This window comes from Streptomyces sp. NBC_00236, assembly GCF_036195045.1.
In the GTDB taxonomy this organism is placed as follows: Bacteria; Actinomycetota; Actinomycetes; order Streptomycetales; family Streptomycetaceae; genus Streptomyces.
Genome location: NZ_CP108100.1, coordinates 5,106,849 through 5,128,464, shown reverse-complemented (window position 1 = coordinate 5,128,464; position 21,616 = coordinate 5,106,849). Strand labels below are relative to the sequence as shown.

General features: G+C 71.9%; 19 protein-coding genes. 8 read left to right on the top strand and 11 right to left on the bottom strand.

From position 1 onward, the window contains the following. Positions 1 to 14: 14 nt before the first annotated feature. From OG446_RS23220 to OG446_RS23190, 7 genes are all read right to left on the bottom strand, one after another. Positions 15 to 1,235 (bottom strand): alpha/beta fold hydrolase, encoded by a 1,221-nt coding sequence (locus OG446_RS23220; RefSeq protein WP_328895836.1) that lies wholly within the window; start codon positions 1,233 to 1,235, stop codon positions 15 to 17. Positions 1,236 to 1,361: 126 nt separating this feature from the next. Beyond that, complete coding sequence (alr, locus tag OG446_RS23215; protein ID WP_328895835.1) at positions 1,362 to 2,531, bottom strand: alanine racemase; 1,170 nt, start codon at positions 2,529 to 2,531, stop codon at positions 1,362 to 1,364. Positions 2,532 to 2,613: 82 nt separating this feature from the next. Next, the gene (locus OG446_RS23210; protein ID WP_328895834.1) at positions 2,614 to 3,000 is read right to left on the bottom strand and encodes a DUF488 domain-containing protein; all 387 of its coding nucleotides are present in this window, start codon (positions 2,998 to 3,000) and stop codon (positions 2,614 to 2,616) included. Positions 3,001 to 3,032: 32 nt separating this feature from the next. Beyond that, the gene (locus OG446_RS23205; protein ID WP_328895833.1) at positions 3,033 to 4,499 is read right to left on the bottom strand and encodes an NAD(P)H-hydrate dehydratase; all 1,467 of its coding nucleotides are present in this window, start codon (positions 4,497 to 4,499) and stop codon (positions 3,033 to 3,035) included. 29 nt (positions 4,500 to 4,528) lie between these two features. Further along, positions 4,529 to 4,918 (bottom strand): holo-ACP synthase, encoded by a 390-nt coding sequence (locus OG446_RS23200; protein WP_328895832.1) that lies wholly within the window; start codon positions 4,916 to 4,918, stop codon positions 4,529 to 4,531. 9 nt (positions 4,919 to 4,927) lie between these two features. Further along, the gene (glmS, locus tag OG446_RS23195; RefSeq protein WP_328895831.1) at positions 4,928 to 6,775 is read right to left on the bottom strand and encodes a glutamine--fructose-6-phosphate transaminase (isomerizing); all 1,848 of its coding nucleotides are present in this window, start codon (positions 6,773 to 6,775) and stop codon (positions 4,928 to 4,930) included. Between the two features lie 103 nt (positions 6,776 to 6,878). Next, the gene (locus tag OG446_RS23190; protein ID WP_328895830.1) at positions 6,879 to 8,363 is read right to left on the bottom strand and encodes an MFS transporter; all 1,485 of its coding nucleotides are present in this window, start codon (positions 8,361 to 8,363) and stop codon (positions 6,879 to 6,881) included. 135 nt (positions 8,364 to 8,498) lie between these two features. On the opposite strand from OG446_RS23190, the gene OG446_RS23185 reads away from it, so the two are divergent. Then, positions 8,499 to 9,482 carry an Lrp/AsnC family transcriptional regulator gene (locus tag OG446_RS23185; RefSeq protein ID WP_328895829.1) on the top strand — a complete coding sequence of 328 codons (984 nt, stop codon included), beginning with the start codon at positions 8,499 to 8,501 and terminating at the stop codon, positions 9,480 to 9,482. 125 nt (positions 9,483 to 9,607) lie between these two features. Here OG446_RS23185 and OG446_RS23180 read toward each other — a convergent pair whose 3' ends face one another. After that, positions 9,608 to 11,491: an ATP-binding cassette domain-containing protein gene (locus tag OG446_RS23180; protein WP_389260988.1), complete on the bottom strand. Its 1,884-nt coding sequence runs from the start codon at positions 11,489 to 11,491 to the stop codon at positions 9,608 to 9,610. 490 nt (positions 11,492 to 11,981) lie between these two features. On the opposite strand from OG446_RS23180, the gene OG446_RS23175 reads away from it, so the two are divergent. After that, positions 11,982 to 12,455, top strand: coding sequence for a carboxymuconolactone decarboxylase family protein (locus OG446_RS23175; protein WP_328895827.1), 474 nt, complete (start codon positions 11,982 to 11,984; stop codon positions 12,453 to 12,455). Between the two features lie 88 nt (positions 12,456 to 12,543). Continuing rightward, on the top strand, positions 12,544 to 13,467 hold the full coding sequence (locus OG446_RS23170) for an RNA polymerase sigma-70 factor (protein WP_328895826.1): 924 nt from the start codon (positions 12,544 to 12,546) through the stop codon (positions 13,465 to 13,467). A 75-nt stretch (positions 13,468 to 13,542) separates the two neighbouring features. On the opposite strand, the gene OG446_RS23165 is transcribed toward OG446_RS23170, so the two are convergent. After that, entirely contained in the window at positions 13,543 to 13,812 is a 270-nt protein-coding gene (locus OG446_RS23165) for a DUF1905 domain-containing protein (RefSeq protein WP_328895825.1), read from the bottom strand. A gap of 247 nt (positions 13,813 to 14,059) precedes the next feature. On the opposite strand from OG446_RS23165, the gene argG reads away from it, so the two are divergent. Continuing rightward, positions 14,060 to 15,505 carry an argininosuccinate synthase gene (argG, locus tag OG446_RS23160; RefSeq protein ID WP_326658558.1) on the top strand — a complete coding sequence of 482 codons (1,446 nt, stop codon included), beginning with the start codon at positions 14,060 to 14,062 and terminating at the stop codon, positions 15,503 to 15,505. Positions 15,506 to 15,589: 84 nt separating this feature from the next. Here the strand turns inward: argG and OG446_RS23155 are convergent, their stop codons facing one another. Then, on the bottom strand, positions 15,590 to 16,003 hold the full coding sequence (locus tag OG446_RS23155; RefSeq protein WP_328895824.1) for a winged helix-turn-helix transcriptional regulator: 414 nt from the start codon (positions 16,001 to 16,003) through the stop codon (positions 15,590 to 15,592). Positions 16,004 to 16,087: 84 nt separating this feature from the next. Between OG446_RS23155 and OG446_RS23150 the strand changes: the two genes are divergently transcribed. Then, positions 16,088 to 16,996 carry an NAD(P)-dependent oxidoreductase gene (locus tag OG446_RS23150; RefSeq protein WP_328895823.1) on the top strand — a complete coding sequence of 303 codons (909 nt, stop codon included), beginning with the start codon at positions 16,088 to 16,090 and terminating at the stop codon, positions 16,994 to 16,996. A gap of 253 nt (positions 16,997 to 17,249) precedes the next feature. Here the strand turns inward: OG446_RS23150 and OG446_RS23145 are convergent, their stop codons facing one another. After that, positions 17,250 to 17,897 (bottom strand): TetR/AcrR family transcriptional regulator, encoded by a 648-nt coding sequence (locus tag OG446_RS23145; RefSeq protein WP_328898387.1) that lies wholly within the window; start codon positions 17,895 to 17,897, stop codon positions 17,250 to 17,252. Between the two features lie 179 nt (positions 17,898 to 18,076). Between OG446_RS23145 and OG446_RS23140 the strand changes: the two genes are divergently transcribed. The 3 genes from OG446_RS23140 to OG446_RS23130 all read left to right on the top strand — a co-directional run bounded on the left by OG446_RS23140 (position 18,077) and on the right by OG446_RS23130 (position 21,610). Beyond that, entirely contained in the window at positions 18,077 to 19,540 is a 1,464-nt protein-coding gene (locus OG446_RS23140; RefSeq protein ID WP_328895822.1) for an MFS transporter, read from the top strand. Between the two features lie 96 nt (positions 19,541 to 19,636). Beyond that, positions 19,637 to 20,632, top strand: a complete 996-nt coding sequence (gene coaA, locus OG446_RS23135; RefSeq protein ID WP_328895821.1) for a type I pantothenate kinase — start codon at positions 19,637 to 19,639, stop codon at positions 20,630 to 20,632. 18 nt (positions 20,633 to 20,650) lie between these two features. Beyond that, positions 20,651 to 21,610: a DUF389 domain-containing protein gene (locus tag OG446_RS23130; protein ID WP_328895820.1), complete on the top strand. Its 960-nt coding sequence runs from the start codon at positions 20,651 to 20,653 to the stop codon at positions 21,608 to 21,610. The last annotated feature ends 6 nt before the right edge of the window (positions 21,611 to 21,616 follow it).

The following is a 21,616-nucleotide window of genomic DNA, read 5'->3' as shown; positions in this document are numbered from 1 at the left end:
TACACACCCGGCCCTCACCCGCGTGCCTCGGACGACTCCGGTACGGCGCCGGCCCGTACCAGCAGGTCCGCCAGCCGGTCCGTCACCGTCTCCGGGTGTTCCAGCATCACCAGGTGTCCGGCGTCCGGGACGATGACCAGCTCCGCGTCGGGCAGCCGGTCCGCGATCGCCTCGCTGTGCGAGCTGGGCGTCACCAGGTCCTTGTCGCCCGCCAGGATCAGCACCGGGAGGTCCCGGAACAGCGGCAGCGCCTTGCTCTTGTCGTGTGCGACGAAGGCGGGGTAGAACTCCGCGACGACGTCGATCGGCGTGGACTCGATGAGCCGCTCGGCGAACCGCTCGACCGCCGGGTCCACGTCCCGCGAGCTGAACGAGTACCGCTTGATCAGCCCGGCGAACAGATCCGCCGTCGCCCGCCTCCCGCGCTCCACCAGCTCCGCCTGCGAGCCCAGCGCCTTCAGCACGCCGGGCAGCACCCGCCGCACCGCGTTCACGCCCGCCACCGGCAGCCCGAAGCTGACCTCGCCGAGCTTCCCGCTCGACGTGCCGACGAAGGCGACGGCGGCGACCCGGTCGCGCATGAGCGCCGGGTACTGGTCGGCGAACTCCATGATCGTCATGCCGCCCATGGAGTGCCCGACCAGCACGAGGGGCCCTTCGGGGGCGGCCGCGTCGATCACGGCCTTGAGGTCGCGGCCGAGCTGGTCGAAGCGGAGGTGCACGCCCTGCGCCTGCGCCCGGCCGCGCTCGGAGCGGCCGTGGCTGCGCTGGTCCCAGTGGACGGTCCGCACGAGGCCGCGCAGGGCCGCCCGCTGGAAGTGCCAGGAGTCCTGGCTGAGGCAGTAGCCGTGGCTGAACACGACCGTCACCGGGGCGGGCGCCTTGTGGCCGAAGAGACGGCGCCGACGCGGGCCGGCGGCGGAGCCGGGGGGCGTACCGCCCGTGCCCTTGCCGCTGCCCGGGCCGACCTCGTCGATCTCGTAGTACAGCTCGGTGCCGTCGTCGGCCGTCGCCCGGCCCGGCAGCCCGCGCAGCGAGCCGTACGGCCCGGTGGCGTCCAGCGCCAGCCTGGCCCGCTTGCGCATGCCGCGGCCGACCGTCAGCCGCTCGACCGCGACCCCGGCCGCCGCGCCTGCGGCGATCACACCTATGGCGGCCCCGGCGATCCCCGCCCGGCGCCAGCCGGCCGCCGAAGCGGCCGTCGCCACCGCGTCCCCCGCGCTGATCTCGCTCACCGTGCCGCGCTCCTCGTCGGTCGTGTCGTGTCCGTCGGGCCGGTCAGGCCCGCCCGAGGTCCTGCGTTCTCGTCCGGCCGGCTCGGGACCTTCTCAGATCGTGCCTGGTCAGAGGCGCTGATCCGGTCAGGACCCGGCCGATGGGCCCTCCGGCGTTTCGTCGTCCCGGTAGACGCGCGGCACCCGGCCGCCGATCCGGGTGACGATCTCGTACGCGATCGTGTCCGCCGCCCGCGCCCAGTCCTCGGCGCTCGGCTCGCCCCGGTCCCCCGGGCCGAACAGCACGGCGTCGCTGCCCACCGCCGGCTCGTCCCCGTCGAGGTCGACGACGAACTGGTCCATGGCGACCCGGCCCGCGACCGTCCGCCGGACCCCGCCGACCAGCACCGGACCGCGGCCCGACGCATGGCGCGGAATGCCGTCCGCGTACCCGAGCGGCACCAGGCCGAGCGTGGTCTCCGCGGACGTCGTGTAGTGGTGCCCGTAACTGATGCCATGGCTGGCCGGGACCCGCTTGACCAGGGCGATCGACGCGGCCAGCGTCATCACGGGACGCAGCCCGAAGTCGGCCGGGGTGCCCAGCTCGGGGCTGGGCGAGATGCCGTACATGGCGATCCCCGTCCGCACCAGGTCGAAGTGCGACTCGGGGACCGTCAGCGTCGCCGGGGAGTTCGCGATGTGCCGCACCTCGGGGTCGACGCCGGCCTTCTCCGCGTACGCCACCATGTCGCGGAAGGTGTCGAGCTGCGCGGTGATCGAGGGGTGCCCGGGCTCGTCCGCGCAGGCGAAGTGGGACCAGAGGCCGGTGACGCGGACGGTGCCGGCCTGCTCCGCAGTGCGGGCGGCGCCGACCAGTTCGGCCCAGTCGGCGGGCTGGCAGCCGTTGCGGCCGAGGCCGGTGTCGGCCTTGAGCTGGATACGGGCGGGCCGGCCCGCCTCCGCCGCCGCGGCGGTGACCTCGTCCAGCGCCCACATGCCGCTCACGGACACGTCGATGTCGGCCTCGATCGCCTCGCGCCAGGGCCCGCCCGGCGTCCAGAGCCAGCACATCACCCGGCCGTCGATTCCGGCCGCGCGCAGGGCGAGCGCCTCGTGCGGCGTGGCGGTGCCCAGCCAGGTGGCGCCGGCTTCGAGCGCGGCGCGGGCGCAGGGCTCCGCCCCGTGCCCGTAGGCGTCGGACTTGACCACGGCCATGAGTTGCGCCCCGGACGCCCGGGCCCGCAGAACGCGCACGTTGGCGCGGAGTGCGGCGAGGTCGATCTCGGCACGGGCTCTCAAGGACGCTGTCTCGTTCATCGCGCCCAGTGTCTCACTGGCGCACGGCGAGGCCCCCGGGCGTCGGCCGCGGCAGGGCCCGGCACGCCGGTGAACGCGCACGTCAGCGGCGGTGCAGTTGGTGTTCCACATGGTCGACGAGGACCGGCACATGGCTGTGCGGGACGTCCTTGACCGCCGTGACGAGCGTCACCGGGCCGCCCTCGCGGACCAGCGCCGTCAGCTCGTCCACGGCCGCCGTGTGCACGGGGTCGGCGAGCTCGGCGCGGTAGCGGTCCACGAAGGCGTCGTACCGGTTCTCGGAACGGTCCTCGTGGTACCAGGAACGCAGTTCGTCCGACGGGGTGAGGTCCTTGAGCCACTTGTCGATCGCGGCCCGGTCCTTGGAGACGCCGCGCGGCCACAGCCGGTCGACCAGGACGCGGGTGCCGTCGCCGTCCTCCTCGGGGTCGTACACCCTGCGTACGCGCAGTTCACTGTCGCCGGTCACTGGCATTCCCCTCTCGCCGCTCCCAGCATCACTCAGGCCCGTACGTCCCGCCATGCCGCCGCGACGGCCTCGGCGACGTCCTGCGCGGCGACCGGGGAACCGTCGGAGGCGTGCCGGGCGGCGAGGCCGTGGAGGTGGGCGCCGACGGACGCGGCGTCGCGCGGGGCGAGGCCCGCGGCGAGCAGCGAACCGGTCAGCCCGGAGAGCACGTCGCCGCTGCCCGCCGTGGCCAGCCAGGAGGTGCCGGTCGGGTTGACCCGCACGGGCGTGTGCGGGGCGTCGGTGGCGATCAGGGTGGTCGAGCCCTTGAGCAGGACCGTGGCGCGGAACCGGGAGGCGAGCTCCCGTACGGCGGCGAGCCGCCCCGCCTCCACCTCCTCGCGCGGTACGCCGAGCAGCGCCGCGGCCTCCCCGGCGTGCGGGGTGAGGACGGTGGGCGCGGTGCGCGCCCGTACGACGTCGGCGTCCAGCAGCCGCAGCCCGACCGCGTCGACGAGCACCGGTACGTCCGCGGCCAGCACGTCGGAGACCGCCCCGACGGCGTCCGTGCCGTCGCCGAGCCCCGGACCGACCACCCAGGCCTGCACACGCCCGGCCTTCGACGGCGGGCCCGCGTGGACCAGGGTCTCCGGATGCTTCGCGATGACGGCGTCGCCGCCCGGCCCGACGTAGCGCACGGCCCCTGCCCCGCCGCGCAGCGCCCCGGAGACGGCGAGCACCGCGGCCCCCGGGTAGCGCGCCGAGCCGGCGACGATGCCGACGACGCCGCGCCGGTACTTGTCGCTCTCCGCGGCGGGCACGGGCAGCAGCGCGGCGACGTCCGCGTACTGGAGCGCCTCCAGATCGGGCACGTCGGGGAGTTCGGCGCCGAGCCCGATGTCGACGAGGTGCAGGGCGCCGGCCCGTTCGGCGGCCGGGTCGACGAGCAGCCCCGGTTTGTACGCGCCGAAGGTGACGGTGGCGTCGGCGCGCACGGCGGCCCCCCGCACCTCGCCGGTGTCGGCCTCGACCCCGCTCGGCAGATCGACGGCGACGACGGGCACCCCGTGGGCCGCGTAGTGCTCCACCACGGCGGCGGCGTCCGGCCGCAGTCCGCCGCGCCCGCCGATGCCGGTGATGCCGTCCACGACGAGGTCGATGTGGCCGCCCCAGTCGCGGTGCGGGCTGACCTCACCGGCGTCCATCACCCGGCCGCCGGCCGCCAGCAGGGCCGCCGTCCCGCCCTCGTGGGCCCGGCCGGGTGAGACCCGCACGGCCACGACGCCCGCGCCGCGCCGCGCCAGCCTGGCCCCCGCGTACAGCGCGTCGCCGCCGTTGTCGCCGCTGCCGACGAGGAGGACGACGCGGGAGCCGTAAACACGGCCGCCGCGCCGCAGCAGATCGGCGCAGGCGGCGGCGAGTCCGGCGGCGGCGCGCTGCATCAGGGCGCCCTCGGGGAGCCGTGCCATCAGGGCCTGTTCGGCGGCCCGTACGGTCGAGACGCTGTAAGCGGTACGCATGGCTCCAACGTACGCAAGGATCCGGCCTTCTACCCCTCCGCGATCACCACGGCGGAGGCGACGCCCGCGTCATGGCTGAGCGACACGTGCCAGTGCCGCACGCCCAGTTCCGCCGCGCGCGCGGCAACGGTGCCCCGGACCCGCAGCCGGGGCTGACCGCTCTCCTCCACGTACACCTCGGCGTCCGTCCACAGCAGCCCGGCGGGCGCGCCGAGCGCCTTGGCGAGGGCCTCCTTGGCGGCGAACCGGGCGGCCAGCGAGGCGATTCCGCGCCGCTCGCCGCCGGGAAGCAGCAACTCGCTCTCGATGAACAGGCGTTGGGCCAGTTGCGGCGTACGTTCCAGCGCCGCGTCGAACCGCTCGATCTCCGCCACATCGATCCCGACCCCGATGATCACGTACACACCCTCACTGTTCATTCCGTCTGTTCACTCCACGGTGACGGACTTCGCCAGGTTGCGCGGCTGGTCCACCTCGTTGCCGCGGGCCGTCGCCAGCTCGCAGGCGAAGACCTGCAACGGCACGGTGGCGACCAGCGGCTGAAGCAGCGTAGGCGTTGCGGGGATCCGGATGAGGTGGTCGGCGTACGGGACGACCTCCTCGTCGCCCTCCTCCGCGATGACGACGGTGAGGGCGCCGCGGGCCCGGATCTCCTGGATGTTCGACACGATCTTGCCGTGCAGCACGGAGCGCCCGGCCGGTGACGGCACCACGACGACGACCGGCAGCCCTTCCTCGATCAACGCGATCGGCCCGTGCTTGAGCTCCCCGGCGGCGAACCCTTCCGCGTGCATGTACGCGAGTTCCTTCAGCTTCAACGCGCCTTCCAGGGCGACCGGATAGCCGACGTGCCGCCCGAGGAAGAGCACCGTGTCGTGCGAGGCCAGCGACCGGGCCAGCTCGCGCACCGGCTCCATGGTCGCGAGAACCCGGTCGACGGAACCGGAGATCGCGGAGAGCTGACGGATGACGGTCCGGATCTCGTCGCCCCACTTGGTGCCCCGGACCTGGCCGAGGTAGAGCGCGACCAGGTAGCAGGCGACGAGCTGGGTCAGGAACGCCTTGGTGGAGGCGACGGCGACCTCGGGGCCGGCGTGCGTGTAGAGCACGGCGTCGGACTCGCGCGGGATGGTGGAGCCGTTGGTGTTGCAGATGGCGAGGACCTTCGCGCCCTGCTCACGGGCGTGCCGGAGCGCCATCAGGGTGTCCATCGTCTCGCCGGACTGCGAGATGGCGATGACGAGGGTGTGCGGGTCCAGGATCGGGTCGCGGTAGCGGAACTCGCTGGCGAGCTCGGTCTCGCACGGGATCCGGGTCCAGTGCTCGATGGCGTACTTGGCGATCATCCCGGCGTGGAACGCGGTCCCGCAGGCGACGATCACCACCTTGTCGACCTCGCGGAGCTCGCCCCGCGTGATCCGCACCTCGTCGAGGTGGAGCGTGCCCTCCCGGTCGATCCGGCCGAGGAGGGTGTCGGTGACCGCCTTGGGCTGCTCGGCGATCTCCTTGAGCATGAAGGAGGCGTACCCGCCCTTCTCGGCGGCGGAGGCGTCCCAGTCCACGTGGTACGCGCGCACCTCGGCGGGCTCCCCGTCGAACCCGGTGACCTGGACGCCCTCCCGCCGCAGCTCGACCACCTGGTCCTGGCCGAGCTCGATCGCGGAGCGGGTGTGGGCGATGAACGCGGCGACGTCGGAGGCCAGGAAGGCCTCGCCGTCCCCCACCCCGACGACGAGCGGCGAGTTCCGCCGGGCCCCGACCACCACGTCGGGCGCGTCCGCGAAGACGGCGACGAGCGTGAAGGCCCCTTCGAGGCGTCGGCACACCTGCCGCATCGCCTCCGCCGGGTCCGCGCTCTGCGAGAACGCCTCGGCGAGGAGGTGGGCGACGACCTCGGTGTCGGTCTCGGAGACCAGATCGTGGCCGCGCTTGCCGAGCTCGGCGCGGAGTGCGGCGAAGTTCTCGATGATCCCGTTGTGGACGACGGCGACGCGCCCGGCGTTGTCGAGGTGCGGGTGGGCGTTGGTGTCGGTGGGTCCGCCGTGGGTGGCCCACCGGGTGTGCCCGATCCCGGCGCCGCCGGCCGGGAGCGGCCGCTCGACCAGCACCTTCTCCAGGTTGACGAGCTTCCCGGCCTTCTTGGCGGCGGCCAGTCCCCCGTCGGCGAGGATCGCGAGCCCGGCGGAGTCGTACCCCCGGTACTCCAGCCGCTTGAGGCCCGCGACGACGACGTCCTGCGCCGACTGCCCACCGACGTAACCCACGATTCCGCACATAGTGGTCCTTTCCTGGTCACCAGCCCCTGTTCTTCGCATAGTCGCAGAAACAAGCTCGTCCGGCGGTTCTCATCCGGCGATTGAGGACACGGCGCCGCCGCACCTACCGTGCGCGCACGACCTCTGCCACCGCACCCCCCGCGGCCTCCGGGGCCTTCCGCTCCCCCCGCACCAGCAGGAGCACCGCCGCCCCCGCGACGACCCCCACCACTCCGGCCACCACGGCCGCCGTGTTCAGCCCCGACGCGAACGCCGCCCGCAGCGCGTGCTCCGGCACCCCCGCCGCCCGAAGGCCCGACGCACCGCCGCCCGCGAGCGCATGGGACTGCTCCTCGCCCAGCGTCTCGCCGATCCGCGAGGTCAGCACCGTCCCGAGCACGGCCACCCCGAAGGCGTACCCGAGCTGCCGGAAGGTGTTGACCGCGCCGCCCGCCATGCCCGCCCGCTCCGGCTCCACCGCAGCCAGCGCGGCGCCCGCGAGGGCCGGGGACACCAGGCCGGTGCCGATGCCCGCGACGATCAGCCCGGGCAGCAGTGCCGGCCATGAGGAACCCGCGCCGAGGACCGCCTGCCCGAGCGTGCCGACGCCGATCAGGGCGAGTCCGACGCCGATGGTCAGCCTCGGCTGCACCCCGTGCAGCAGCTTCCCGCCGACGGCCGCCACCACGAACGCCGTCGCGGCCAGCGGCAGGAGCGCCAGCCCGCCCTGGACGGGACTGAGCCCGAGCACGGTCTGCAGCCAGATCGAGGTGTACGGCAGGACGGCGAAGGCCGCCAGGTTGTACGCCAGCGCCCCGGCCATCACGCCGGTGAACGCGGACTTCCGGAACAACGACAGCTCCAGCATTGGGTGTTCGGCACGCCGCTCGACGAGTACGAAGCAGAGCAGGGCGAGCGCGGCGATCCCGAACGTGGCGAGCGTGCGCCCCGAGGTCCAGCCCACGCTCCCCGCCCGTACGACGGCGTACGTCGCCGCCGCCGCGAACACCGCGAAGCTCACGGTCCCCGCCCAGTCGATGCGCCGGCCCCGCGCCCCGTGCGACTCGGGCACGGTCCGGGCCGTCAGCCAGATGGCGGCGACGCTGACCGGAAGGTTCACGAAGAAGATCCACCGCCATCCCGGCCCCTCGGTCAGCAGCCCGCCGACCACGGGCCCGATCGCGGCGGCGCCCCCGCTCACCGCACCCCACAGCCCGAGCGCGACGGACCGGTCCCTGCCCCGGTAGACGGAGGCGAGCAACGGCAGCGTGGTCGCGAACATCGCGGCCGCGCCCACCCCTTGGACCCCGCGGGCGGCCACCAGCAGCGCGGGCGAGGAGGCGAGCCCGCAGCCCAGCGAGGCGACGGCGAAGAGCACGACGCCCGCGACATGGACCCGGCGCCGCCCGAGCAGATCGGCGGCGGCCCCGATGCCGAGCAGCAGCGCGGCGAGCGCGAGCGCGTATCCGTCGATGACCCATTGCAGGTCGGAGAGCGACGCGTCCAGCACCCGCGCCATGTCGGGCAGCGCCACGATGACGATCGTGACGTCCAGCAGCAGCATGAACGTCCCCAGACAGACCGCGGTGAGCGGCCCCCACTTGCGCATGTGTTCTCTCCCTCGTACGGCTCCACGGCTTCGGCGTGGTCGGTGACCACTCCCGTACGATCGGAGAGACGCGACCGAAACCACCGGCTGGAGACCTGAAACCGCCGGAATCCGACATGGGAGAGGCCTTCCGCCGTGGAATCCAACGCACTGGGCGACGCCCTCGATCTGCAGATCCTGCATGCGCTGGAGCTGGACGCCCGCGCCCCGTTCAGCCGGATCGCCACCGTGCTCGGTGTCTCCGACCAGACCGTGGCGCGCCGCTTCCGCCGGCTGCGGTCCGAGGCGGACCTCCGGATCGTCGGGGTCCGCTGCGCCGCCGCGGAGGACTCGCTCGACCACTGGCTGCTGCGCGTGCGCTGCGCACCCGAGGGCGCGACGGCCATCGCCGAAGCCCTGGCCAAGCGCCCGGACACGGCGTGGATCGGCCTCACTTCGGGCGGTACGGAGGTGACGTGCACGGCGAACGTCCGCTCCCGGGACGACGCCGACGACCTGCTGCTCGGCAAGCTGCCGCGTACCCCGCACATCGTCGACATCCGTGCGCACCAGTTGCTGCACCGCTTCTACGGCGGCCCGTCCGGCTGGCTCCACAAGAGCGGGGCGCTCTCCCCCGGACAGGCAGCCGCCCTCACCCCCGCCCCTCCCCCGGGCCACGCCGGCCCGGCCGTCATCACCGCCGAGGACGAACCCCTGGTCGCCGCGCTGGAGGCGGACGGCCGGGCCACGTACCCCGAACTCCAGAAGGCGACGGGACGCTCCGAGTCGGCGGTCAGGCGCCGCATGGCGCAGCTCGTGGCCTCGGGCGCGCTGTACGTGGACGTCGAGTTCGACTCCGACCCCTTCGGCTTCCGCCACCCGACCATGCTGTGCATCACCGCCGCACCCCGCGCCCTGAACGCGGTGGGCGAGGCGCTCGCGACCCACCCGGAGGTCGCCTACGCGGCGGCGACCACGGGCCCGTCCAACCTGGTGGCGGTGGTGATCACCCGCGATTCGGGCCATCTGTACCGCTATCTGAGCGAGCGCCTGGGGGCGCTGGACGGCGTCGAGCACGTGGAATCGATGCCGTTCCTGCGGCGCGTGAAGCAGCTGACGTACCGGCCGTTCCGGGGGTAGCCAAAGGTGCTGAGCAGCACAGCAGGAACGGCTCATACCGTGAACCGTTCCTGCTTCACCCCGGCGGCCCGGAATCTTCACCCCGGCGGCCGGAGTCCGAACCGCTCGCGGCGCTCAGTCCGCCGTCACCGGTCCTGAGCGAGTGCGACGAGTTCGGCGAACAGACCCCCGGCGTGGATCAGGTCGTCGTACGTACCCTCCTCGGTCACCCGCCCGTGTTCCATGACGATGATCCGGTCGGCCAGCCGCGTGTTCTCCAGCTGATGCGTCACGACGATCGTCATGCAGTCGGCGGCCAGCCGCTTGATCTCCAGAAAGATCTGGTGCTCGCCACGGGCGTCCATCTGTGAGGTCGGCTCGTCCAGGATCAGGAGTGGAGTCCGCCGGTACAGCGCACGGCCGCAGGCCAGCCGCTGCCACTGCCCGCCGGAGAGTTCCGCTCCGCCGAACAGTTCACGGGCCAGGAGGGTGTCGAGCCGGTTCGGCAGTTCCTCGACGGCCTCGCGCATGCCCACAGCGTCGACGGCCTTCCACACCAGTTCGTCGTCCCACGACTTGGGCTGACCGAGCGTGATGTTCTCGCGGGCCCGCAGCGGCCAGGTGGCGAAGTTCTGCGGTACGAGCGCGGTCCGCTTCCACACGGCTTCGGCGTCGGCCCGCGCCAGGTCGACGCCGTCCCACAGCACGCGGCCCTTGTCGGCGAGGAGGAGGCCGGTGATGAGCTTGGTGAGCGTGGACTTGCCGGAGCCGTTCTCGCCGACCACGGCCAGGATCTCGCCCCGGCGCAGGCTCAGGGAGACGCCGCTCACGGCCGGCTGTTCCTTGCCCGGGTACCGGTAGACCACCTCGTCGAGCCGGATCTCGTCCACCTGCTCCGGAATCGTCAGCTCGCCGCGCTTCGGGGCGCGCGCGTCGGCCATGTCGAGGAATGCGCGCATGTCGGCGAGATAGAGCGAGGTGTGGAACAGCGCGGCGCCCTGGATCACGAGTTGGGAGAGCGCGGCAAGGGTGGTCTGCACGGCGAGGACGGCGGTCGCCGCGACCGGCAGCGGGACGGCGCCCGTGGTGGCGAGCCGGGCGAGGAGGGCCCAGGTGCCCAGCAGGAAGACACCGCTCACGGCACTGGTGGACACGTCGATGCGCAGCTGTCGTGGTGCGGCGGTCAGGGTGCGCCGGTCGATGCGCTCGGACAGCGCCCGGTACCAGTAGAGGATGTAGCCGGTCATGCCGTTGGCGCGGACCTCGTCGCCGTACCGGGCGGAAGTGGCCCACCAGCGCGTCATGCCGCGCACGTTGCGGTCGCCGACGTTCTGGTAGTGGGTCTCGTAGTCCACCCGGGCCCGCAGGATCGCCCCGAGCCCGGCCGGGAGCACGGCGAGCAGCAGGGCGGGGAGCATCGCCCAGTGCAGGACGGTGATGACGCCGCCCGCGGCGACCATCCGGACACCGGCGGCCATGAACCGCTGCGCGTCGTTGACCAGGGTCGTGGTGCGGGTGACTCCCACCTCGGCGGCCTCCTGCCGGTCGGCGAAGCCGTCCTCCCCGTACGCCGCCACCTCGACCCGGCACACGGCGGCGACCAGCGCCACGTCCGCCTCGGTCATCAGCAGCGGCGTGACGCGACGTTCGGCGTAGGACGCGAGCGCCGTGCCGAGCCGGCCCGCGCCGGCGGCGACGGTGACCACGACGAGCGCGGGCAGGGCGCCGTGCAGACGTCCGGAGACGGGACCTGCGGCGAACAGGTACGTCATCGCCCGCGCGGTGAACGCGAGCGTGAGGGCGGCCGCGGTGCCGGTGAGGAGCTGGCAGAGCAGAAGAATCAGCACGGCGGTCCGGTCCACCGCCCAGGCGAGTCGGACCGTGTGTTTCAGGACGGCGGGCAGGCGACCGCACATGGTGCGGAAACCGGCTTCGGCCAGCGGGTTCTTGCCGTGCTTGCCCTGGAAGTCGAGGACGGCCGGGGGTGGTGGTGGCGGTGTGTCCGAGTGCGCGGTCAAGGCGTCAGTCACAGTCACCTGCGTCCCTCCTGGGACTCGGTGCCGCACCTGGATGGCTCGGCGGTGCACGGCATAACGACGCCCACGGAGAATCGAACGCGCTCGATTCCGGCCGCGTGCGACCTCAGCAACGGCAAGGGGTCGCGGGCTCTTCCCGTGCGCCGGGGCGGGCTCGGCACGGCGCACTGTGGCCGAATCGCCGACGCTTGAAACCCCTGTGACGGGTGGGTTTCCGGAGTGGACCGGCAGGGCCCGTCACGCGACGAGCGCCCGCGCCCCGGACGGCCGCGACGGTGAAATCGGAAGCGAAATGGGTGCTCCCAGCAGCTGGACAGGCCCCGGATACCACCCACATCGCTTCCAACTCGCCGATGTCCGGTGGGCCCGAGGGCGGGGCGGGGCGGGGGCCATCGGACCCGCGCGGGGAGCCACCCGTGTCACAGGGCGCCGCGCTGTCTCGTCCTCAGGGGTGTAACCACCTACGAGCACGGAGGAGCACACCATGAACGCGCGACTGAACTACTTCGCCGACCCCACCGCCGGCAAGGCCCTCAAGCACCTCATGGCCGCCGGCCAGGCGCTCAAGGAGTCGTCGCTTGCGGCCTCCACGCAGGAGCTGGTGGCACTGCGTGTGAGCCAGATCAACGGCTGCGCCGCCTGCATCGACATGCACACCAAGGAGGCGACCGCCGCCGGCGAGACCTCGGTGCGGCTGCACCTGGTGGCGGCCTGGCGCGAGGCCACGGTCTTCACCGAGGCCGAGCGTGCCGCGCTGGAACTGGCGGAGGAGGGGACGAGGATCGCGGACGCGGCCGGCGGGGTCGGCGACGAGGTGTGGGCGCGGGCCGCGAAGCACTACGACGAGGAGCAGCTCACCGCCTTGGCCTTGCTGGTCTCCTTCATGAACGCGGCGAACCGGCTGAACATCATCGCGCAGCAGCCCGCCGGCGACTACGAGGCCGGACAGTTCCACTGAGGAGCCGGGGCCGTCGACGTACCGCACAATCGCCGGAACGAGCCCCGCTCCGGCAACGCCCCCGGGGCAGACCTCAAGGAGATGCGCCGTGAACAAGGTCGGAGAGTTCGAGGAGCTGCGGCCCCTGCTGTTCTCGATCGCCTACCGGATCCTGGGCAGCGTGAGCGAGGCCGAGGACGCGGTGCAGGAGACATGGCTGCGCTTCGACGGCTCGGCGACCACTCCTGCGTCGGTCAAGGCGTTTCTGTCCACGACGGTGACGCGGATCTCGATCGACGTGCTGCGCTCCGCGCGGGTGCGGCGGGAGGAGTACGTGGGCCCGTGGTTCCCCGAGCCGCTGCTGAGCGACCCGTATCAGGACCCGGCACGCTCGGCGGAGCTGGCCGACTCGGTCTCGATGGCCGCGTTGCTGCTGCTGGAGCGCCTCAGCCCGCTGGAGCGGTCGGTGTTCGTGCTGCGGGAGGTGTTCGGCTTCGGGTTCGACGAGATCGCCTCGGCGGTGGGGCGCTCGGAGGCGGCGTGCCGGCAGCTGCTCGTACGGGCGCGGCGGCACATGGAGGCCGGACGGCCACGGTTCGACGCGGACCGTCAGGAGCGTGAGGAGCTGGCGCGGCGGTTCTTCGACGCCCTCCGCGAGGGAGACGTCGCCGGCCTGCGGGATCTGCTGGCCGCCGACGTCCAGATGGTCGGGGACGGCGGCGGCAAGGCCCCGCAGCTGGCCAGGGCCGTCGTCGGTGCCGAGAACGTGGCCCGGCTGCTGGCCTCCGTCTTCCCGCTGCTGGCCCGGATCGACGTGACGTTCGAGCCGCACGAGGTGAACGCCCAGCCCGGCGCCGTATTCCGCGACAGGGACGGCAAGGTCCTCCACACCCTGGCCCTCGACGTGCTCGACGGACAGATCCAGACGATCCGCTCGGTGATCAACCCCGACAAGCTCGGCCACCTCGGCCCGGTCGCCGACGCCTGGACCGTCAACGACGAGGTGAGGCAGGCCCGCCGGGAGATGAAGTGAGCCCGGCCCCGCCGGTGCCGGACTTCGCCGCCCTGCCGGGGATCGACGTCGGTATCCGGCCTGATCCAGCACGCCCTAGCCGTCCAACCGCTCCTCCAGACGGACGGTCACGGTGTCCCCTTCCTCCTTGCCGATGGCCTTGCGCACCTCCGCCTTCACCGGCAGCTTGTGCCTGCCGTCCCCCAGGGCCATGAAGGAACTCCGGAAGGGATGACCGTCGATACTGCCCCGGACCTTCACCAGACCGCGGGTGCCGAAGAACTCGGCCGAATCAGGCCACACGACGTAGGTCCAGCCGCCCCGGTCGGGGCTCTTCTGCAGGATCGCGGTGAACTGCTTGTCCATGACGCATACCGCCTGTTCAGGACTCGGTTGGCTTCTCCTGGCCGGTGACGTGAACCCGGGCCTCGGCCGCCTGTGCGAGGGGAGCGGTCCGGCTCGTCTCCTGCCTCCGCCTCTTTGGCGTTCACCAGGTAGGACGGCGCCCGGTGGAGAAACTCATCGCCGGCCACGGAGATCGGCTCCCTTCGTCCCGTAGCGACGGAATCCACCTCGCGTTGCATGATCATGCGAGATGATGCATAATCTTCCTATGTCTAAGGTCCTCACCTCCCTGCCCACCGGCGAGCGCGTCGGCATCGCCTTCTCGGGCGGCCTCGACACCTCGGTCGCGGTCGCGTGGATGCGCGACAAGGGCGCCGTCCCGTGCACCTACACCGCCGACATCGGCCAGTACGACGAGCCCGACATCGCCTCCGTGCCCGGCCGCGCCAAGGCCTACGGCGCCGAGCTCGCGCGTCTGGTCGACTGCCGTGCGGCGCTCGTCGAGGAGGGGCTGGCCGCGCTCACCTGCGGCGCGTTCCACATCCGGTCGGGCGGGCGGGCGTACTTCAACACCACGCCGCTCGGCCGCGCCGTCACCGGCACGCTCCTGGTGCGGGCGATGCTTGAGGACAACGTACAGATCTGGGGCGACGGCTCCACGTACAAGGGCAACGACATCGAGCGGTTCTACCGCTACGGCCTCCTCGCCAACCCGCACCTGCGGATCTACAAGCCCTGGCTCGACGCGGACTTCGTGACCGAGCTCGGCGGCCGCAAGGAGATGTCGGAGTGGCTGGTCGCCCATGACCTGCCCTACCGCGACAGCACGGAGAAGGCGTACTCCACCGACGCCAACATCTGGGGCGCCACCCACGAGGCGAAGACCCTGGAGCACCTGAACACCGGTGTGGAGACCGTCGACCCGATCATGGGCGTCAAGTTCTGGGACCCGTCGGTCGAGATCGAGACCGAGGACGTCACGATCGGCTTCGACCAGGGCCGGCCGGTCACCATCAACGGCGAGAAGTTCGACTCCGCCGTCGACCTGGTGATGAAGGCGAACACCATCGGTGGCCGTCACGGCATGGGCATGTCGGACCAGATCGAGAACCGGATCATCGAGGCCAAGAGCCGCGGCATCTACGAGGCCCCCGGCATGGCGCTGCTGCACGCCGCGTACGAGCGCCTGGTCAACGCGATCCACAACGAGGACACCCTCGCGCAGTACCACAACGAGGGCCGGCGTCTCGGCCGTCTGATGTACGAGGGGCGCTGGCTGGACCCGCAGGCGCTCATGGTCCGCGAGTCGATCCAGCGCTGGGTCGGCACCGCCGTCACCGGCGAGGTGACCCTGCGGCTGCGGCGCGGCGAGGACTACTCGATCCTCGACACCACGGGCCCGGCGTTCAGCTACCACCCGGACAAGCTGTCCATGGAGCGCACCGAGGACTCCGCGTTCGGCCCGGTCGACCGGATCGGCCAGCTCACCATGCGCAACCTCGACATCGCCGACTCCCGCGCCAAGCTGGAGCAGTACGCGGGCCTCGGCCTGATCGGCACCGCCAACCCGGCCATCGGCGCGGCCCAGGCCGCGGCGACCGGCCTGATCGGCTCCCTGCCCGAGGGCGGCGCCCAGGCCATCGCCTCCCGCGGCGAGGTCTCCGAGGCGGACGAGATGCTGGACCGTGCGGCGATGGAGTCCGGCACGGACTAGTACTCCGCAGCACGCAGCGTTCCGGGAACGCGATGAGGAGGCCGGTCCGGTGCACAGCGCGCCGAGCCGGCCTCCTCATCGCGTTCAGCCCCCGGAAAGGACCCGCGCACCATCCGAGGCCGGTGGCTGCGACGCCTCACCGGACGGGACCTCGACCTTTTCGGCCCCTTCGCGACGGATCCGCTCCACTCCCCAGGCGCCGAGCGGCCCGAGCGCCTGATTGAGCGTGTGCCCGTGCTCGGTCAGGGAGTACTCCACCTTCGGTGGCACCTCCGCATAGACCTTCCGGTGCACGAGACCGTCCACCTCCATCTCCCGCAGGTGCTGCGTCAGCATCTTCTCGCTCACACCCGGCAGTCCACGACGGAGCTCGGCGAAGCGGCGTACGCCGTGGGCATCGAGTTCCCAGAGGATCAGGCCCTTCCACTTGCCGCTCACCACGTCGAGCCCGGCGTCGATGCCGCAGATGTAGGGCCCGGATCTCGGCGACCTGGCCATCACTGATCACCCTTACTAGAAGGTAAGTACCGCAGAAAATAGTGGGTACTTCCGAGCGTAGCGACACTCTCCGAGCATGGAGGGGTGAACGAACGACAGAACGACACCACCAGGCAGGGCAACTCCGTCACCGTGATCGGGCTCGGCCCGATGGGCCGGGCGATCACCCGCGCCCTCCTCGCCGCGGGCCACCCGGTCACCGTCTGGAACCGCACCGCCGCCCGGGCCGACGGCGTCGTCGCCGACGGAGCGACACGCGCGGCGACACCCGGTGAAGCCGTCGAGGCGAGTGACCTCGTGCTCCTCAGCCTCACCGACTACCCGGCGATGTACGACATCCTCGGCAGCTCCACCGCCTCGCTCACCGACCGGACCCTGGTCAACCTCAGCTCCGACACTCCCGACCGCACCCGCGAGGCGGCGGCCTGGGCGACGGATCACGGCGCCGCGTTCCTCTCCGGAGGTGTCATGGTCCCCGCGCCGATGGTCGGCACGGAGGCGGCCCACGTCTACTACAGCGGCGGCGAAAAGGTGCTGGAGCGCCACCTGGCCGCGTTGACACTGCTCGGCACGCCGAAGTACCTGGGCGAGGATCCGGGGCTCGCCCAGATGATGTACCAAGCCCAGCTCACGGTCTTCCTCACCACTTTGTCCGCACTGATGCACGCCACCGCGATGCTGGGCACCGCAGGACTGACGGCCGCGGAGGCGCTGCCGGAGTTGCTCTCCTCCGCCGACTCGATCGGCGCCATCCTGCGAGCGGGCGAAGCGAACCCCGGCACCGCGCTGGACGCCGGCGAGCACCCCGGCGACCTCAGCACGATCACCATGATGGGCGCGACGGCCGACCACATCGTCGAGACCAGCACCTCACTCGGCCTCGACCTCGCGCTCCCGCTGGCCGTGCAGGCCCACTACCGGGGGGCAATCGAGAACGGACACGGCAGCGACAACTGGACCCGCATCATCGACGGCATCCGCCGGCCGCGCTGACCTCATCGGGCCCGTCAGGCCGGCCCGGCGCCCTGCGCGCCGGGCCGGCCTCTTCGTCGCGCGCCACCGGAGGCCCGCCACCGGCTCAGCGCACGTCGACGTAGTCGCCGGAGGACGAGGCGCTTCGCGTAAGGAAAGGTGATTCCGCCGGTCCGGGCCTCGGTGGCCGGTCGGCGGGGCGGCAGAGTACCCACGGCCCCGACCCGCACCGCAGGCCGGGTGATCATTCGACTGACCGCGATACGGGCCGGATTCAGACCCCGGCCTGAAGGCGCAGGCCCGTCAGCGTCAGCTCCAGCACGGCGAGGAACTGCTCCCTGTCGTCATGCCCGTCGAACTCGTCGGCGATGTCGCGCATGAACGGATACTCCTCGGCGTCGAGCTCACGCCACATCTTGGCGTAACGGCCGAGGAACTCGTCGCGGCCCACCGAGCCGTCCAGCACCTCCTGGGGCGGCTCCTGCCCCAGGTCGGCGGCGCTGCCGACCACCACACTGAAGACCGCCGACACGGCGTGGAACCGCTGCTGCGGGGTGAGGTCGAGCCGGAGCGTCTGCTCCCCCAGCTGCTCGTAGAGCCGCAACGCGTTGCCCCGCTCGGCGATGTTGCGCATGAAGTGCGCACCCAGCCACGGCCGGTCCACGATCGTGTCGAACAGCGTGACGGCCATCATGCGCAGGTCATCGATCGGGTCGTCGCTCCTGCCCTGCCCTTCGACGGCGGTCAGCACCCCCCCGAGCACATGGTCGATGGCGCGTTCGAGCAGCTCGTCCTTGCCCGAGACGTACCAGTAGATGCTGCCGACGCCGGTACCGAGCCGGGCCGCGAGGGCGCGCAGGGTCAGCGCCTGCTCGCCCGCCTCGTCGAGCAGCGCCACGGCCGCGGTGAGAACGGCCTCGATGGAGTGCGAGGCACGTTGACGCCCCCGGGAAGGGCGATCGGCGGGTCGTGGGCGCGGGCCTGTCATGCCACTCATCCAATCACAGCTTGCCTCATCATCGAACCATGTTCTATGGTCGAACCACGTTCCATTGTCGAACGCCGTTCGATGTTCGACAACGTTCCGAGAGGAGGCCCGCCATGACTACGACCACGTCTTCCACCGAGCCCGCCGCATCGCGTACCTACACGTCCCTGCGCGCGGCATGGATTCCCCTGGCCGCGCTCTGCCTGGCCTTCTTCGTCGAGATGGTCGACAACACCCTGCTCTCGATCGCGCTGCCCACGATCGGCCGCGACCTCGACAGCGGTACGACCTCGCTGCAGTGGGTCACCGGCGCGTACTCACTGACGTTCGGCGGGCTGCTGCTGACGGCGGGATCGATGGCCGACCGGCTCGGGCGCCGACGCGTGCTGCTGGCCGGCCTGGCGGTGTTCGGCCTGCTGAGCCTGGGCGTCGTCGCGGTCAGCACCGCAGGAGAGCTGATCACCCTGCGGGCCGGCCTCGGCATAGCCGCGGCGGCGATGGCCCCCATCACCAACTCGCTGGTCTTCCGGCTCTTCGACGACCAGGCGCTGCGGATGCGCGCAATGACCCTGATGATCATCGTCGGCATGTCCGGCTTCATCCTCGGCCCGCTGCTGGGCGGCACCGCCCTGGCCCACGTGCGGTGGCAGTGGCTCCTGATCGTCAACGCCCCGATCGCCCTGATCGCGGCCATCGGCGTCCGTCTCGGTGTCCCGGCCGACCGGCCGCAGGACCTGACCCGCGACAAGCTCGATCTGCCCGGCGCCGTACTCAGCGTCACCACCATCGGGCTCGCCTGCTACGCGCTGACCAGCGGCGTCGAGCACGGCTGGCTCTCCGCGACCACGCTCGGCTCCGTCCTCGGCGCCATCGCCGCGGGCATCGCCTTCGTGCTGCACGAGCGCCGCAGCTCCTCGCCCATGCTGGACCTCCGCCTCTTCTCCAACGGCACCGTCCGCGGCGCCGCCATCGCGCAGATCGGCACGGCCATCGCGATGGCCGCCGTGATGTTCGGGCTGATCCTCCACTTCCAGTACGCCTACGGGTGGAGCCCCGTCCGGGCCGGCCTGGCGAACCTGCCGCTCATCGTGACCATGATCGTCGCGACCCCGCTGTCCGAGTGGCTCGCGAAGCGGTTCGGCCACCGCATCGCCTGCCTGGTCGGCGCCGCCTGCCTGGCCGTCTCGCTGGCCGGCCTGTCCTGGGGCGTCGACCACGGGTACGGCGTCATCGCGGCCTGCATGGTCCTGATGACCGTCGGCCTGCGCACCGTCATGACGATCTGCGCCATCGCGCTCGTCGGCGCGATGCCGGAGAACCGCACCTCGATCGGCACGGCGCTCAACGACACCGCCCAGGAGGTCGGAAGCAGCATCGGCACCGCCGTGGTCGGCACGCTGATCGCCGCGCTGGTCACCACCCAGCTGCCCGCGGGCACCTGGAGCGACAGTCTGGTGGCGTCGTTCTTCCACGGCGAGCGGATCACCTACGCCGTACTGGCGGTCGTCGTCGGCCTGGTCACGGCAGGCGGCGCACTCACCCTCACCAACTCCCACGCAACCGAGGAGCACGCGTAGACGGTGCGGAGGCCGGGCCGGGCTCCGTCCGCCACGTGACCGAGCCCACCCCCCACCCCGTTCGAACTCCCGTCGAACTCCCGCAACAATGAACCCGTGATCACTTCGCCGACACGGAGCACGAACCGACGCGCCGAGCCCGCCGCGACGCCGTACGTCGACCTCTCCCGGGCGGAGTGGAGCGCGCTGCGCGACAAGACGCCGCTGCCGCTGTCCGCCGACGAGGTGGAGCGGCTGCGGGGGCTCGGGGACGTCATCGACCTCGACGAGGTGCGGGACGTCTACCTGCCGCTCTCACGCCTCCTGAATCTGTACGTCCAGGCCACCTCCGGCCTGCGCGGCGCACTGAACACCTTCCTCGGCGACGCGGGCAACGGGCACGGCGAACAGCGCGGGACGCCGTTCGTCATAGGGGTCGCGGGCAGTGTCGCGGTGGGCAAGTCCACCAGCGCCCGTATCCTCCAGGCGCTGCTGGCCCGCTGGCCGGAGCACCCGCGGGTGGAGCTGGTGACCACGGACGGCTTCCTGCTGCCGATGAAGGAGCTCCGCGCACGCGGCCTGATGTCACGCAAGGGCTTCCCGGAGTCGTACGACCGGCGCGCCCTGACCCGTTTCGTCGCCGACATCAAGGCGGGCAAGGACGAGGTCACCGCCCCCGTCTACTCGCACCTGATCTACGACATCGTGCCGGGCGAGCGGCTCACCGTACGGCGGCCGGACATCCTCATCGTCGAGGGGCTGAACGTGCTGCAGCCCGCCCTTCCCGGCAAGGACGGCCGGACCAGGGTCGGGCTCGCGGACTACTTCGACTTCAGTGTGTACGTGGACGCGCGGCCCGAGGACATCGAGACCTGGTACCTCAACCGCTTCCGCAAGCTGCGCGCCACGGCGTTCCAGAACCCGTCCTCGTACTTCCGCAAGTACACGCAGGTCTCCGAGGCGGAGGCGATGGAGTACGCGGCGACGATGTGGCGGACCATCAACAAACCCAATCTGGTGGAGAACGTGGCGCCGACCCGCGGCCGTGCCACGCTGGTGCTCCGCAAGGGCCCCGACCACAAGGTCCAGCGGCTGTCCCTGCGCAAGCTCTGATCCCGGAAAGGGTGCACCGTGCTGCATCTACGCCTGATCGTCCCGTCCGACCGGACGGGCGAGGTGACGGACCTGCTGGAGGGGACCGTCGGCACCGCCCACCTCGCGGTGCTGCCGGGGGTGGCGCGCGACCCGGTCGGTGACGTGGTGCTGTGCGACGTGGCGCGCGAGGCGGGCGACGAGCTGATCGGGGCGCTGCGGGAGCTCGGGGTCGCCGAGTACGGGGCGATCACCGTCGAGAAGATGGACCTGACGCTCTCCGCGCGTGCCGACCAGGCCGAGGAGGAGGCGCCTGGCGAGGGCGCGGACGCGGTGGTGTGGGAGGAACTGACGGACATCACCCACGAGGAGTCGACGTTCAGCATCACCTACGTGGCGTTCCTCGCGGTCGCGACGATGCTCGCCGCCTGCGGTGTGATGCTCGACAACGCGATCCTGATCGTGGGCGCGATGGCGGTGGGCCCGGAGTTCGGCCCGCTCGCCGGAATCTCCACGGCGCTGGTGCAGCGCGCCCCGCGCCTGGTGTGGCGGTCCCTCTGGGCGCTGATCGGCGGTTTCGCCGCGGCCATGGTGCTGACGGCCGGCTTCTCCTGGCTGATGGACGCCTTCGGACTGTTCAACGAGTCGATGATCGAGGCACCCCGGCCGAACACGGCATTCGTCTGGCAGCCGGACTGGATGTCCTTCGTGGTGGCCTTTCTCGCAGGCATCGCCGGGACGCTCTCCCTCACCTCGGCGAAGTCCGGCGCCCTCATCGGGGTCGCGATCTCGGTGACGACGGTGCCGGCCGCGGCCAACGCGGCGGTGGCGTTCAGCTACCGCGACTACGGCCAGATGACCGGATCCATTCAGCAACTGCTGGCGAACCTCGGCGGGATCATCGTGGCGGGAACCCTGACGCTGCTGGTGCAGAAGGCCCTGTGGGTGGCGGCCCTGCGGTGGTACCGGAGGCACCCGAAGCCGGCGGCGGACGCGTAGCGGGAC